Annotated in this window: 10 protein-coding genes; 6 read left to right on the top strand and 4 right to left on the bottom strand. The window is 61.0% G+C overall.

Annotation, left to right across the window (positions count from 1 at the left end):
• The first annotated feature begins 46 nt into the window (after window positions 1–46).
• Genes JNK74_00340 through JNK74_00325 form a run of 4 tightly spaced genes read left to right on the top strand, consistent with a single transcriptional unit; the run spans window position 47 to window position 3,277 of the window.
• Window positions 47–1,423 carry an MBL fold metallo-hydrolase gene (locus JNK74_00340; protein ID MBL7644612.1) on the top strand — a complete coding sequence of 459 codons (1,377 nt, stop codon included), beginning with the start codon at window positions 47–49 and terminating at the stop codon, window positions 1,421–1,423.
• A gap of 4 nt (window positions 1,424–1,427) precedes the next feature.
• Window positions 1,428–2,369, top strand: coding sequence for a lysophospholipid acyltransferase family protein (locus JNK74_00335; protein ID MBL7644611.1), 942 nt, complete (start codon window positions 1,428–1,430; stop codon window positions 2,367–2,369).
• Window positions 2,369–3,073: a type I 3-dehydroquinate dehydratase gene (locus JNK74_00330; GenBank protein MBL7644610.1), complete on the top strand. Its 705-nt coding sequence runs from the start codon at window positions 2,369–2,371 to the stop codon at window positions 3,071–3,073. The genes JNK74_00335 and JNK74_00330 overlap by 1 nt, the downstream gene beginning before the upstream one ends.
• A 57-nt stretch (window positions 3,074–3,130) precedes the next feature.
• A complete protein-coding gene (locus JNK74_00325) occupies window positions 3,131–3,277 on the top strand; it encodes a hypothetical protein (protein MBL7644609.1) in 147 nt (48 codons plus the stop codon).
• Between the two features lie 195 nt (window positions 3,278–3,472).
• Here JNK74_00325 and JNK74_00320 read toward each other — a convergent pair whose 3' ends face one another.
• Window positions 3,473–4,219: a hypothetical protein gene (locus JNK74_00320; protein ID MBL7644608.1), complete on the bottom strand. Its 747-nt coding sequence runs from the start codon at window positions 4,217–4,219 to the stop codon at window positions 3,473–3,475.
• Between the two features lie 257 nt (window positions 4,220–4,476).
• Window positions 4,477–5,211, bottom strand: a complete 735-nt coding sequence (locus JNK74_00315; protein ID MBL7644607.1) for a hypothetical protein — start codon at window positions 5,209–5,211, stop codon at window positions 4,477–4,479.
• 343 nt (window positions 5,212–5,554) lie between these two features.
• Here JNK74_00315 and JNK74_00310 point away from each other — a divergent pair, with 343 nt between their 5' ends.
• Window positions 5,555–6,583 (top strand): zinc-binding dehydrogenase, encoded by a 1,029-nt coding sequence (locus JNK74_00310; GenBank protein MBL7644606.1) that lies wholly within the window; start codon window positions 5,555–5,557, stop codon window positions 6,581–6,583.
• A 150-nt stretch (window positions 6,584–6,733) separates the two neighbouring features.
• Here JNK74_00310 and JNK74_00305 read toward each other — a convergent pair whose 3' ends face one another.
• The gene (locus JNK74_00305) at window positions 6,734–9,640 is read right to left on the bottom strand and encodes an insulinase family protein (GenBank protein ID MBL7644605.1); all 2,907 of its coding nucleotides are present in this window, start codon (window positions 9,638–9,640) and stop codon (window positions 6,734–6,736) included.
• A 600-nt stretch (window positions 9,641–10,240) separates the two neighbouring features.
• On the opposite strand from JNK74_00305, the gene JNK74_00300 reads away from it, so the two are divergent.
• Window positions 10,241–12,010, top strand: coding sequence for a methyl-accepting chemotaxis protein (locus JNK74_00300; protein ID MBL7644604.1), 1,770 nt, complete (start codon window positions 10,241–10,243; stop codon window positions 12,008–12,010).
• An 87-nt stretch (window positions 12,011–12,097) separates the two neighbouring features.
• Here the strand turns inward: JNK74_00300 and JNK74_00295 are convergent, their stop codons facing one another.
• Complete coding sequence (locus JNK74_00295; GenBank protein ID MBL7644603.1) at window positions 12,098–14,137, bottom strand: vanadium-dependent haloperoxidase; 2,040 nt, start codon at window positions 14,135–14,137, stop codon at window positions 12,098–12,100.
• Window positions 14,138–14,156: the final 19 nt, after the last annotated feature.

Genomic DNA, 14,156 nt, shown 5'->3' with positions numbered 1-14,156 from the left:
CTGTTTTTGACTTTTTGGCCCCGAAGCCGGTATAATTTTGAGTTCTATGGACTCTGCAAAAACGATTCAACTCACCGTGCTGGGCGGCGGTGGAGAGGTGGGAGCTAATTGCTTTCAGCTCTCGATAAATGGCCAGCACCTCTTGCTCGACTCCGGCACCCATCCCAAGAAGGATGGACTCGGAGCCCTGCCTGATTTCTCCCTGATCCGGCGCGCTCCCGAAGTGCTGCTGGTGACCCATGGGCATCAGGATCACTGCGGGTCCATCCCCTATCTGATGCGCCAGTATCCCGGTATCACCGCCCACGCCACACACCCCACGGTGCGCGTAGTGGATCGCATGTTGCACAACTCCGTGTCGGTCATGGGGCTCCTCGCCCGGGAACGGGGCGTGGCGGACTATCCCCTCTACGAGCACGAAGACGTGGACTACGCCATGCAGCGCTTCGAGGGCCACGATTTCGAAGAACCCTTCAAGCTGCCCCTCTCCACCCCGATTACGGCGACCTTCCGCCGTGCCGGCCACGTACTGGGCGCGGCAAGTATCCTGCTCAAGGCGCCGGGACATACCATCTACTACACCGGCGACATCTGCGAGACGGCCCAGGAGCTGATCGACGGATTCTCCCCGCTCGACCCCTCGGTGAAAGTGGACACGCTCATCATCGAAGCCACCCATGGCGCCAGTGAACATGCGGGGGTGCATCAGTATCAAGATGAAATTTACCGCATGGGCGAGGACATCAACGCCGTGCTGGAGCAGGGGGGCGCGGTCCTGATTCCCAGTTTCGCCCTCGGGCGCACGCAGGAAGTGCTCAACTTCATGGCGCGCCTCCAGGAGGAAGGCCGAATTCCCCAGGTACCCATCTACGCCTCCGGTCTCGGCCGCGCGGTCTATGAGCTCTACGACAAGTACTTCGAGTATCTGAAACCGGGCGCGGTCCTCCGCCCGTTGGACGATTTTGATCGAATTGGCAACGTCTGGAAGCCGGGTGTGGCGAAGAAGCTCGTCTCGGAGCCCTGCGTCATCGTGGCGACCTCAGGCATGATGCTCGAAAACACCCCCTCCGCCATGATCGCGGAAGAAATGGTCCAGTCCACCCACCACGGCATATTCTTCGTGGGCTATCTGGATCACGAGACGCTCGGCTATAAGCTGCTTCATTCTTCGCCCGGCGACGAGCTCCTATTTGGCTTGGAAAACGCCCGCGTTCCCGTTTCGCTCACCAACATAAAGCGCTTCTCCTTCAGCGGCCACGCGCCACGGGAGACCCTGCGCGGCGTGATCGAACACATCAAGCCGAAGAATGTAATTTTCGTCCACGGCGATCGTCCCGCGATTGATTGGATGAAAGAGCATGCGGGCGCCGGTTACAACGCCTACGCGCCCGGTATCGGCCAGTCGATCACACTGGAGGCCTGAGTCCATGGAGCGCCGAAGGAATCCCCTCACGGGGGCCCTCGCCGCGGGCTTCACTATCGTGTTTCTCCGCGTCTCGCGATGGCTCCCGCTCCGCTTTAATCGAGCCCTGGCTGTGCCGGTGGGCCGCGTTCTAGCCCGGCTCGTTCCCCGTGTGCGCACCGTCGCCATGGCCAACCTCGACCTCGCCTTTGGCGATTCCATTTCGCGCGATGACAAAGAGCGCATTTATCGAGGTGTCGTGGACAATATCTCCCTGATCGCAGCCGAATTCTCGCACATAGCCCATATCGCGAGTGGCAAAGCCGACGAGGTCGTCGAAGTTCAAGGTGCCGATTTCCTGAAAAAAGGTCAGGGCTACGTCTGCGTCGGGGCCCACCTTGGCAACTGGGAACTGATGGGGCCGGCGATGGCCGCCCATGGCTTCAAAGTGGCCGCCGTCGTGCGCGAATTCGACAATCCCCGGGTGAATCGCCTCATCGACCGGATTCGCCGGGGCGGCATGGTCACCACGATCCCGAAGGACAATGGCGGCAAGGAAATTGTTCGTCAATTGCGCGAGGGCAGCCTGGTGGGCATTCTCATCGATCAGAGTCCCCGCGAGAACGGCGTCCCGGTCACCTTCTTTGGCGCGCCCTGCTGGGCCACGGTGGCGCCCGCCATGATCGCCGTCCGGGCCAAGATGCCGGTGGTGCCCGTGGCCCTGACCAGGAAGCCGGGTAACGGCGGTTACTTACTTCGCTTCTACGAGCCGCTTTCCATGATCCGCACCGGGAATCTGCGCGAGGACCTGGTAAACTATTCTCAGGCCTGCCAGGATGCCCTGGAGCGCATGGTGCGCGAAACCCCCGAACAGTGGCTCTGGCTGCACCGCCGCTGGAAGGCCCGCCCCCAGCTCGCCGCCGAGTGGGACCGTAAGCCGGTCCATGAACGAAAGGAACCAGCCTGATGACCCGTCTTGGCCCGATCACGCTCGGCGGGCGCCCGGTCGCCGCCATCGCAATTCAGGACATGGTTGACCCCGCGCAGATTCGCGCGGCCGGGGATGTTGTGGTGGAGTTGCGGCTGGACGCACTGGCCGATCAGTCCACGGGGGCCCTGGTCGCCTTTGCCGGAAATTTCGCGGAGTTCCCTCTGTTGGCCACGATCCGCCGCCGCGAAGAGGGCGGCGGATGGAAAGGTTCGGAGGAGGAGCGGCTGGCCTGCTATACGGCCGTATTGCCCCATGTCCATGCGGTGGATGTAGAAATTGGTGCGGAAATGATCGCCCCCCAGGTGGTTTCGGCGGCGCGGGCGCTGGGCAGACTCAGCATAGGCTCCTTTCACGACTTTGCGGCGACACCGTCGCGGGAGGAACTGGAAAGCGTCCACGCGCGGGGCCGGGCGCTCGGCGTGGATATCGTCAAGGTCGCCGCACGATGCAACTGTCGCGAGGACCTGCAGCGCCTGGCCTCCTTCACCCTGGCCCACCGGGATGAAGCCATCATAACGATCGGCATGGGCGGTCACGGTCTGGTTTCCCGTATTTTCTTTCCCGCCCTGGGCTCTCTATTGACCTATACCTTTCTGGGTGATCCGACCGCCCCCGGACAGTTGAATTGTACCGACACTCTCAAGTATCTTGGTGACTTCTACCCAGAGGGGTGCGGTTGAATCCCGGGGTGCACCAAACACATTGGCCAGTCTTGGCCTGGATTTTCAGGAGGTAGCATGCAGCGCGCGTTAATTATTCAGTCCAACGGCTCGGGAAAGCACGATCTGGAGGAGTTGCTTCAGAAAGGCTGGAAGGTGGTTTCTGTGACGGCCAACAATGGCCAGAGCTATAACGATTTCCTGGTGATCCTGCAGGAGGGCTGACCCTTCGCTTCGCTTCGGTCGCACCGTCATCACCAGGTCACGAAATGGGCGCCGGTTACCCGCACGGGTGACTGGCGCTTTTAAGTTTACGCCAGGACGTGGACGCTTTTGAAGCGGCTTGGCCTTCCTCCGCGCCAAAACAAGAATGCCCTTCCCCCACGCCTGGGAGAAGGGCATTCGGCTGAATGATCCGAATCAAGAGGCCAGCTTCGCGGTCCCGGTGTTGTTCTCAACCAACGTCGATTCCTCAAACTCCTCCAGGAAGGCGTCAATCTGGGCCTGGTTGGCGCCCGCGAGCTGCCCGTTGGAAAGACCCACGACACCGCCCACATTCTCGCTCACCACGGGATAGCTCAGCGCCAGATCGCCGTCTTCGGCACCGGAGACGAAGAACTCGGCCTGGAAAGAGTTGCTGGTGTTGCCCACCAGAATATTGGCAAAGGTCACCACAATCTCATTGTCGAATATCTGATACGTAACGGTGCCATTGTCATTCGTCGCGTCCACCGGAAGGAGGGATACCTGGGTGGCGCGGAAATGGTCCACCCCGGTGGCGTTGCCCGTACCGGGCTCTCCGAGGGCGATGGATCCGTCGCTGGATATGAACAGGCGATCATAGATACGACCGTAGTAGATGATCTCCAGGCCCTCGTCCAGCACCACCTCGAAAGGATCGGCCTCCGAGAAGTCCACTTCCTCCGCTTCGTCGGGAGATACGGGGAACTCGGTGACGCCGTCGATGACGGTCCGGCTGTAGAAATTGAGACTACCGTCGGGCATAAAGTAAAGGGTCTTGCCCTGTAGTTCGTTCTCGCCGGGGGTAATGACTTCCGTGTGATTGTCAACGGCCGGCGGAAGAGGGCAACCCGCCAGTGTGGCCGACGCGAGTAGCGCACCGGCAAGGCAGTAGCCCGAAATTTTCTTGAACCCAAGCGCGCGCATTTCTATGTCCTCCAATGGGGGTGCATCGTTCCAAATTGCCGGAGCCCTCTGAATGAAATGCCCCTGACCGTCGCCGATCTTCGACGAGTCATTATAGGGGAAAACAACGAGGCATAGTCAAGCGGTTTGAGGGGATTTCGGGACGCGGCGCGTACATTCGCCCCGGCTTCGTCTGGCGCGGCGCCACCGAGATCGGCGCGGCATGCAAAAAGGCCCTTCCTCCGACAGGAGGAAGGGCCTCAATTATTCAGGAGCTATTACTTGGCGGTGTCCGTGTTGCGGGAATCTTCGTTCAGATTCGAGCTGCGGAAGCGACGAACAAACTGGTCAATCTCGTCCTGAGAAGCGCCAGCCAGTTCGCCATTGGACAGACCGACGATACCTTCGGCCGTCGTGGCAACCTGCGGGTAGCTCAGGGCGATGTCGCCATCGATACCGCGGGTCTTGAAGAACTCAACCTGGAAGGCGTTGTCCGTCGTCTCGCCGACCGTAACGTTGTTGAACGTTACAACCACGGAGTCTTCGAAGTTGCCAACCGTGACGGTTCCGCCAGCGGTCGCATCAACAGGAAGCAGCGAAATCTGGGGCGAGGCGAAGTGCTCGGCCAGCGTAGCGTTACCGGCACCGGGGGCGCCAAGGCCGACGCTACCGTCGGCGTTGATGAAGATCATGTCGTAGTATTCACCGAAGTAGAATACGCCGCCATCGCCAAGATCAACCGCCACGGTGCTCTCTTCAGCGAAGCTAATCACCGTGTGGCCGGAGGGATCGGCGGGCAGTTCGGCAAGGTCGGTAGCCGTGATAACGCGGCTGTAGAACTTGTCACCGGCACGCTTTTCCGTGTCGCTCGGGACGAAATAGATCTGCTTTCCGTCGATCGAGTTGGGGCTTTCAAGTACTTCAGTGTTGTAGTCGGTCGCAACGGGGCAACCGGCAAGGGTAGCTGCGGCAAGCATGGCGGCCGCAACCGTGTAACCAGAAAAATTCTTCATCCCTATCCCTTTCATAAGCGAATCTCCATTCCTATTACGAGCTGAGAGACCAATACAGTAGGGCGCTTGCCCCTGCCAACCAACTCAACCGTTTACATACCGCGCAGTATATGCTAACGGAATGCACGTTGTCAAGAGTTGACATCGTAGTAATCTCTGTACAACAAACCCTGCACAATACCCCGACAATCGGGGCTTATACATCATTATACTTCGTACAACCGAGAGTGTTACACTCCGAAACCCAACGCCTTGTCAACCATATACCTGACCTGACGTTGCGTCATCATACCCTAAGCCCGACCCGGTGCGCAAGCAAAAACAAGTTCTCAAGGAGATTGCAATGAAGGCCGCTGGTATCACCATGCACGGCGAGTTGGACCAACTCAGAATAATGGAAATACCCGAACCCGGTGCGAGGCCCGGCGAGGTGGTGGTCAACGTCAAGGCCGCGGCCCTGAACCATCTCGACATCTGGATGCGGAAAGGACGCGCCGGCGTGGCCCTGCCCATGCCCCATATCCTGGGGTCCGACGCCGCCGGTGTGGTTCACGCCGTGGGCGAAGGCGTCAGTGCGTGGAAACCCGGTGACGAGGTGGTGATCAATCCGGGGCTGGACTGTGGCGCCTGTGAGTTCTGCCTTCGCGGGCAGCACAGCGAGTGCCGCGCCTTCTCCATTGTGGGTATGGGACGCCATGGGACCTTCGCGGAACAAGTCGGCGTTCCGGCGCGAAATCTACAAGCCCGCCCGGCCCATCTGAGTTGGGATGAAGCCGCCGCACTCCCCCTGGCCTATTTGACCGCCTGGCGCATGCTCATGACCCAGGGCGGACTGCGGGCCGGGGAAACGGTGCTGATCCACGGCATCGGCGGCGGTGTGGCGGTGGCGGCGCTGCAACTGGCCAGCCTGGCCGGGGCGCGGGCCATCGTGACTTCATCCTCCGTGGACAAGCTCGCGCGCGCCGGTGAACTGGGCGCCGCTCACGGCGTCCTGTACCGGGGCGGCAACGTGGTGGAGTCGATCATGGACTACACCGATGGCCGCGGTGTGGATCTGGTAATTGACACGGTGGGCGCGGCGACGTGGAATACCAATGCCGAGGTCCTGCGTAAGGGCGGTCGGTCGGTTCACTGCGGGGTCACCTCGGGCCCCCACGTGGAGGTGAATTTCTCCGCGGTCTACTGGAAACAGCTTTCCATCATAGGATCCACCATGGGCAGCCACGAGGACTTCCGGGCCCTGCTGGAGGCCGTGAATGCGGCGGGCCTCAAGCCCGTGCTGGACAGCGTCATGTCGCTCGATGAGGCCCGCGCGGCTCAGGGCCGCATGGAATCGGGAGCCCAGTTTGGAAAGATCGTGCTGGCGGTTTGAGGTGGGCCGCGTAGACTGTGCCGGGGAAGGGGTGTGCCGTCGCGGGGCGATCCTGGCTTCCCAAAAAAAAGAGCGTCGCGAACGTTGTCCAATTAACGTTCGCGACGCTTATTTACCGGGCGGGCCTCCGCGCGGGGCGGAGACGGCCTCTTATTTCGAGAACAACTCTTCCACGGTTACCGTGCGGACCGGGGCGATTTCCCCCAATTTGTCCAGCCCGATTTTGGCGCCATCGCCTACGACCGAAATGATCTTGGGTCGTCCGGTGATGACTTCCTGGTGAAACGCCAGCAGATTGGGCAGCGTGCCCGCCTGGATGGACTTGTACTGGGCGACACGGGGGTCACCGACTAAGCCCAGCTTCTCCCAGGCCTGGACCGTCCCGGCGATGCCCCGGAATCCGATCTTGCCGGTGCGATAGCGATTGATGAGCGCTTCCCGGGTCGTGGCAAAGCGCTCCTCGGAGACGGGCAGGTTGTCGAGCAAATCGATGAAGGCTTTCACCGCCTCTACCGTCTTGTCGGTCTGGCTGCCAATGACCCCCACCATGATGTTCTGCTCGTCCAGTTCGCCGCCCTCAACATAGCGCGCGCCGACGGCGTAGGCCAGGGCGCGGGCTTCGCGAAGTTCCTGGAAGACAACGCCGGACATGTCGCCCGCGAAGTAGTTGTTGTACAGCTCCACCGAGGGGCTGAGTCCTTCGGAGAAGTAACCGCTGCCGAACTCGAGGCGGATCCGGGCCTGAGCCGCTTCCTTCTGAACAAAGAGGATCTCGGTGGCGCCGGGTGCGCGCACCGTGCGCTCCGCGGGCTCCGGCGCTTCCTTAACGGGACCGCGCCCCTGATAAAAGGTCTTGAGGGCCTCTGTCACCGTCTCCAGGGGAAGTGAGCCGATGTAGGTGATGTTCTGGGGATAGTCGAGCAGGGACTGCACACCGGCATAGAGCTGATCCGCCGTGGCGGCCTGTATCTCGTCGCCCGTCATCCGCGTGAGGAAGTCCGATTCCTCGCCGTAACGGGCAAACTGGGTCAGGGCCGCCGCGATACCTTCCACCTGCTTCTGCGCGTCCTCCCGCTGGGCCAGGGTAATGGCCTTGAGGGCCTCCAGCGTTTCCGGCGGCGCCTGGGGGGCGCGCAGAAGCGACTGGAGCAACTGCAGCGAGGCCGCGAAGTTTTCATCCAGCCCGGCCAGGTCTATCGAGGACTCCTTGTCGGCCGCACCGATGGAAATGCTGGATCCGAGCTTGTACCACTCTTTCTGGAGATCTTCGGAACTGAACTCCTTCGTTCCGGATTTGTCAAAGAGCATGGCCGCGAGATTGAGCGACTTCTCGGTCCGGGTTCCCACGGGAATGCCGATGGAGAGGCTGAAAAGGTCGTTCATCGGATTGGGAACGTAGTAGAGTCGAAGCCCCGGGGCGGGTTCCGTGATGACGAGGTCCTTGTCCCGGTTGATGAAGGCGGGCTCAATGGGCTCCACGGGCATCTGCATCAGATTCACGGCAAAGGTCGAGACACGTTGGGGATCTATGTCGATGGCCGCCAGTTCCGGCTTCTCTATGTTGGGCACTTCATGGGGCGCGTCCTTGCGGAGGCCGGCCACGTAGTCGCCGCCGAAATACTGATTGGCAACGCGGACGATATCGGCTTTGGTCACCTTTTCCATACGTTCGAACCGGGCCACGTGGTGATCCCAGTCGGAAAAACTGATCCAGGAGGAGCGCATATCGTCCACGCGGGCGGGATCGGACTCCAGACCCGCCTTGGTGTTCTTCTTGAAGTCGTTGATGATGGCGGGCACCAGCCAGTCTTCAAACTCGCCGCGTTTGATAATGTCCAGTTGCTCCAGGAGGAGCGCCTCCACCTCGGCGAGGGTCTGGCCCTCTTTGGGAATACCCCAGAGGAACTGGGCGCCGTAATCGTTGTAGATTCCGGGGTTCGAGCCGGCCTGGCGCACGCGCTGCTGCTGGTTCAGATTCAGGTTGATGAGTCCGGCAGCGGAGTTGTCGAGGATCATGTCGATCAGGGTGAGCGCTTCGTAATCCGGGCTCTTGTTCGATGCGGTGCGGAAGGCGAGGAGAACATATTCTTCGCCTTCGTAGGTCGTCACCACCTCTTCGCGCCCTTTGAGAGGCGCCTCTTCCCACGATTGGGCGGCGGGCACTTCGGCCGGCACCCAGGCGGAAAACGCCTGGTCGATAATGGTCATCGTCTCTTCTTTGTTAATGTCGCCCGACAGGAAAATCGCCATGTTGTTGGGCACGTAGTAGCTCTTGAAATATTTCCCGATGTTCTCCAGCGACGGGTTCTTCAAGTGCTCCACCTTGCCCAGGGTGGGCTGCTGGCCATAGGGGTGAGTCTTGAAGAGCTGCCCCTCTACCGCGTAGCGGATAATCCGGTCCTTGTTGTCCAGGGCGCGGTTCATCTCTTCATAGACCGTCTCCAGTTCGGTCTGGAAAAGGCGAAATACCGGACGGGCAAAGCGCTCGGACTCCAGCGCGGCCCATTGGGCCAGCCGGTTCGCGGGGAGCTCCACCTTATAGACCGTCTCTTCGTGCCAGGTGTGGGCATTTACCATGGAGCCGCCCATGGCCTTGTAGACCCGATCCAACTCATTCGGCACGGCGAACTCGGCCGCCTTTACGGACTCGGCGTTGATCTGGGCATAGAGCGCCTTGCGCTTTTCCGGATCGGTCTCGTTGAAGTGCTGCTGGTAAAGCGCCTCGATCTTCTGGATATGCTCCCGCTCTTTCGCGTAATCCAGGGTTCCCAGGTTCTCGGACCCCTTGAACAGGAGGTGCTCCAGGTAGTGGGCCAATCCGGTGGACTCCGCCGGGTCGTGCTTGCTGCCGGCGCGCACGGCAATCTCCGCGTAAAAACGGGGCGTGTCGTGATTCTCCGTGAGATAGACCGTCAGACCATTGTCCAGTTGGTAGATGGACACCGCCATCTCGTCCGATGGGTTGGGGGTATTCACCTGCTTGAACCCCGCCATCGCGTGGGGCGCGGCCAGCAGCAGCGCGGCCACTATCATCCATTTGAAAACTTCACGTTTCATCGGCAATCTTCCTCTAACGGCCCGGGGCCGCTCCAGCCTGGAATACATCGTTCCTATATTTGCCCGCCGCGTGATCCCGTGTTGCGCCAGGCGCCAAAACCAGAAGAAAAGCGCCGTTCCCGCCAACCCGAACATCGCCCGCAAGTATGGCAATGGGTTGAGGAAAATACAAGGCTTGGCGCGGGAAACGGCGGGAACGGGGCACGAGCGCGACAGTACACGGCTCAAAAGGTAATTAATTGACAAAATAGTGGGCCCGGTGTAGAATTCGGGCAATTCGGTACCTTTCTTGTTATATCCACCTCGGTGATAACAACGCAGGGTACCAGCGCCGCACCTCGGTCAATGCTAAAAATCCGGATGGATACCTGGGGAAAGGTAGTCCATCGTCTCAGGTGCGGCGCGCCCCGTCCCCCTTTCCCGGGGCGGGCACGGGGAATATTCATGTCGTAAGTAACGGTCGAGACTGGCGCCACTGCCGGTCGGGCAGTGTTCCGCGTCGGCGTACGCCGTGCGTTCAGCCACGCTGGGACCATGCCTGCTTCAGCCAATATCAGATTCTAAGACCAGGCCAATACCGGTCCGGATGGGAAACCAGGTATGAGTAAACTCTCCCTCAGTGCGAAAATCGTGGTGCTCGGAATCGTCCTCCCCACCCTTCTCGTAGCCATTTTGTTTGTTTTCTACTATTTTGGCGCCCGCCAGGCGGGCATCCAGGCCATGCTCGCCGAAGCGCGGGACGTGTGCCTGGCAACTGAAGCCGTGCGCGAGGGCATGGAGGACAAATGGCAGCGCGGCGTTTTCAATGCGGCGGATCTGCGCAAGTGGGCGGACGCCGGTGAAATGGAGAAGGTGCTCTCCGCCGTGCCGGTGGTGTCGGCCTGGGAAGCGGCGAAGAAGAAGCAGGAGGAGGCGGGCTATGAATTCCGCACCCCCAAGAACCAGCCGCGCAACGCCCGCAATACGCCCGACCCCTTTGAGGCGGAAGCGCTGGCCGCGCTGGAAGGGGGCGCGGAAGAGTACTGGGGCATCGACAAGGATATGAACGCGATCCGCTATCTCCGGCCCATCCGGCTCACGGAGAGCTGTATGTTGTGCCATGGCGATCCGGCAACCTCGCAGGCGCTGTGGGGCAACTCCGAGGGGAAGGACCCGACGGGCGTGACGATGGAGAACTGGAAGGTCGGCGAGGTACACGGCGCGTTCGAAACCATCTTTTCCATGGAGGATCTGGATCGCGACCTCCGCGCGACGGTGATGACAGGCGCCCTCATCGTGGTAGTTGGCCTTGTACTCATGTCCGTTATCTTTGTCGTCGTGATCCGGCGCCAGGTTTCGCGCCCGGTCCTGGATGTCTCGGGACATCTGCTGACCATGGCCGATGGCAATTTCACCCACGACTTCGATCCCACGATACTGGAACGGGGAGACGAGATGGGCGCGATGGCCCGCGCCATGGCCAAACTGAATGGCGATCTGAGGAAGTCCCTCGGTGACGTCCGGAACGGGGTTTCGACGCTGGCCTCCGCTTCCACCGAACTGACAAGCATCGCCCAGGGCATGACCCGGAGTTCGGCGGACACCTCGGAGCGCGCGACGATGGTTGCCGCGGCGGCGGAAGAAATGTCGGCGAACTCCATGTCCGTCGCTTCAGGCATGGAACTCACCGCCCACAATCTTCAGAGTGTGGCGGCGGCCACCGAGGAAATGACGGCGACCATGGGCGATGTTGCGGGCAATACTGAGAAGGCTCGGGGAACGACGGCGCAGGCGGTCCAGCAGGCGGCGCAGGTGACGACTACGATGCGCGAACTCGGTCGGGCGGCCCAGGAGATTGGAAAAGTCACGGAAACGATTACCAGCATTTCCAACCAGACGAATCTGCTTGCACTAAACGCGACAATTGAGGCCGCCCGTGCCGGCGCCGCCGGCAAAGGGTTCGCCGTGGTCGCGACGGAGATCAAGGAACTCGCGCAGCAAACCGCCATGGCCACGGAAGAAATCAAGGCGAAAATAACCGGCATCCAGTCCTCCACCCGCGGGGCGGTTTCAGATATCGAAGCGATTTCAAACGTGATCCGCGACGTGAGTGAACTCGTAGGCGCAATTTCGGCGGCCATTGATGAACAGTCCGTAGCTACCCGGGACATCGCCATGAACATATCGCAGGGCACGCGCGGGGTGCAGGAAGCGAATGACCGCGTAGCCCAGACCGCCGAGGCGGCCCTTTCCGTCGCCCGCGATATCGCCGGAGTCGATCAGGCGGGGCAGGAAATGAACGAGGGAAGCTCCCAGGTGCACATCGCCGCGTCGGAGCTTTCGCGCCTGGCCGAGCAGCTTCAGGCGATGCTTGCCCGCTTCAAGGTATAGTGGGAAGGCCACGGCGATTTTCCCCCGAATAGGAGAAGGGCAGACAGATCTAAAACCTGTCTGCCCTTCGTACTTCCGATTGGAAACCTATTCTGTCGGCCCGGTACCGGCCTTTCTCCACAGGACGAGCGTGATGGAAGCCAATCCCATCAGGAAAAGATTTCCCGCGCCGCCGCGTCCGGGGAGTCCGGCGCTTTTCAGCGACAGGGGGCACCCACCTTCGCCTTCGCCTTCGCCTTCGCCTTCGCCTTCGCCTTCGCCTTCGCCCTCGCCTTCGCCTTCGCCTTCGCCTTCGCCTTCACCCTCTCCCTCCGCGCCTGCCCCGTAGTAAAGCTGGACATGCTCCCAGGCGCGAAGTCCGACATCGTGCCCTATGAAACGCCCCGGAATATCATCCTGACGCGGATGGATACCACCATAGATGCGTGACAGGCCGGATTCGTCGGCCGCGTCGTAGTAGGTCGCCCACTGGAGATGCACATCCTCCGTCGGCCCCTCCTCGAACACGAGAAACTCGTTCTGGGGCGCGAAAAACTCGCCCATCCCGCCCGGGAAGAACTCGGTGCCCGTTATCGCCGTCAACACCTCGGCGGCAGCACGGCTGAAGGTGCTGTGACCCGAGATATAGCCGGAAAACGGTGGCGAGACGAAAGTTGGCCGCTGATAGGGCACCCAATTGAGCGCGCGATGCCACCGCACGCCGCTGTACTCGGTCTCTGGATTCTCCGGCGCTCCCGGCCAGGCGTACACCGCGAGTTCACCTTCGAATCCGGCAAGGCCGGCGTGACGCTCGCCGGTCGCGGTCGTTTCCGCCGTAATGCGTTCTATCAGCCCCGGCACCAGGGGAAGACCGAGGGGATGATAGTCGTCCGCCTCCGTCTCGGTGGACTGGCCCAGTCCTGCCATGTAGCGAACTTGTGAAATTGGTCGGGAAGTATCGTAAAAACCCTTTGCACCCCAGGCGCAGATGGCGGCGTCATGAAGCGCACCGTTCAGCACGAGGTACAGCTTGACGTCCCACTCCAGATCATTGAGGATCGGGCCTTCACCGCCGAGGCGCTTTTCAAACAGCGGGTGATCGGAGACATAGTTCGCGACCGTATTCCAGTGTCCCGGTGGGGTCTCGGAGTCGGGACCATCGGCCCAGAATTCGGCCAGGATCCGCGCGTAGTCGCCGCGCTTTACCAGATTCGGGGCATAGACCTCGCCCGTGACCGGATTCAGATCACGACCGGGTCCGTCGTAGGTTCCGAGGGGCGCATTGCCGCGACCGCCGGGCGAGATATCAATGATCACGCCATCGTCGGGATCGAGGTAGCTGCTGACTTCGATGATGTGGACGACGTTCGCGATGAATTCTTCGCTTCGCTCGCCGCCCAGAAGGGGTGGCGAACCGGGATCGAAGTGGGTATTGGGCGACCGATCATCCTCGGTGAGACCGAAAGGAGTCACGGCGGTCCAGTGGGGTGTGAGGTGGGGCGGATAGGGCCCCAGAACGATCCCTGATTGGTCGATAAAGAACTCCAGCGCCAGGGGTTGCCAGCGGTTGGGATCGACCATCACCGTACCTGGCAGGGCCACCACGCAGGGTTCGTTTACCGGCAGGTAACCATTGGTTGCCGCGAAGCCATTCTGCTCGTTGGAGCCGTCGCTCAGGCCAAAATCCAGAACGGCGGCCGCGATGCGGTTGCCAAGGGCGGCGGGAGAATCACCCACCGTCGATTCGAAGGTCCGATCATAGCCCTGTTCGTCCATGGTGGCGTCGAACTCCGCCAGGGAGGTCGCCGCACCCGGGGACGTAGCAAAACGCGCGCGCAAAATGCGATACGCCGCATAGCTCAGCGCCTCGGCGCGGTCACGATCAGGATCATCTGAACTGAGTTTCTCGTCAATGAGGTAGTTCCTCGCCTCCGGATCGTAGGCCGCCCACGCGTCCCACATGGCCATGGAGACGTGAAAGAGATTGCGTGCGTGAACCGTGGGCCGGGCGCGATCACGCCGGATGGCAAAGAGCATCTCTTCGTTCCACATACGGGCGGCGGAGTGCTCCTGCGCCTGAATGGGGAAAAGGGGCGCGAGGAGGCCCGCGACCAGCATGGCGCTATTCAACAGTCTGAATCTTTTCAACGTCTAATCTCCCTCATTG

It is taken from the genome of Candidatus Hydrogenedentota bacterium (genome assembly GCA_016791475.1).
Classification (GTDB): Bacteria; Hydrogenedentota; Hydrogenedentia; order Hydrogenedentales; family JAEUWI01; genus JAEUWI01.
The sequence above is the reverse complement of the archived record's forward strand: the minus strand, read 5'-3'. Positions and strand labels throughout refer to the sequence as shown.

Excerpts from the sequence above, each read along its gene's own strand:
- JNK74_00340 (MBL7644612.1), top strand. The coding sequence starts at position 47 with ATGGACTCTGCAAAAACGATTCAACTCACCGTGCTGGGCGGCGGTGGA.
- JNK74_00335 (MBL7644611.1), top strand. The coding sequence starts at position 1,428 with ATGGAGCGCCGAAGGAATCCCCTCACGGGGGCCCTCGCCGCGGGCTTC.
- JNK74_00330 (MBL7644610.1), top strand. The coding sequence starts at position 2,369 with ATGACCCGTCTTGGCCCGATCACGCTCGGCGGGCGCCCGGTCGCCGCC.
- JNK74_00325 (MBL7644609.1), top strand. The coding sequence starts at position 3,131 with ATGCAGCGCGCGTTAATTATTCAGTCCAACGGCTCGGGAAAGCACGAT.
- JNK74_00320 (MBL7644608.1), bottom strand. The coding sequence starts at position 4,219 with ATGCGCGCGCTTGGGTTCAAGAAAATTTCGGGCTACTGCCTTGCCGGT.
- JNK74_00315 (MBL7644607.1), bottom strand. The coding sequence starts at position 5,211 with ATGAAGAATTTTTCTGGTTACACGGTTGCGGCCGCCATGCTTGCCGCA.
- JNK74_00310 (MBL7644606.1), top strand. The coding sequence starts at position 5,555 with ATGAAGGCCGCTGGTATCACCATGCACGGCGAGTTGGACCAACTCAGA.
- JNK74_00305 (MBL7644605.1), bottom strand. The coding sequence starts at position 9,640 with ATGAAACGTGAAGTTTTCAAATGGATGATAGTGGCCGCGCTGCTGCTG.
- JNK74_00300 (MBL7644604.1), top strand. The coding sequence starts at position 10,241 with ATGAGTAAACTCTCCCTCAGTGCGAAAATCGTGGTGCTCGGAATCGTC.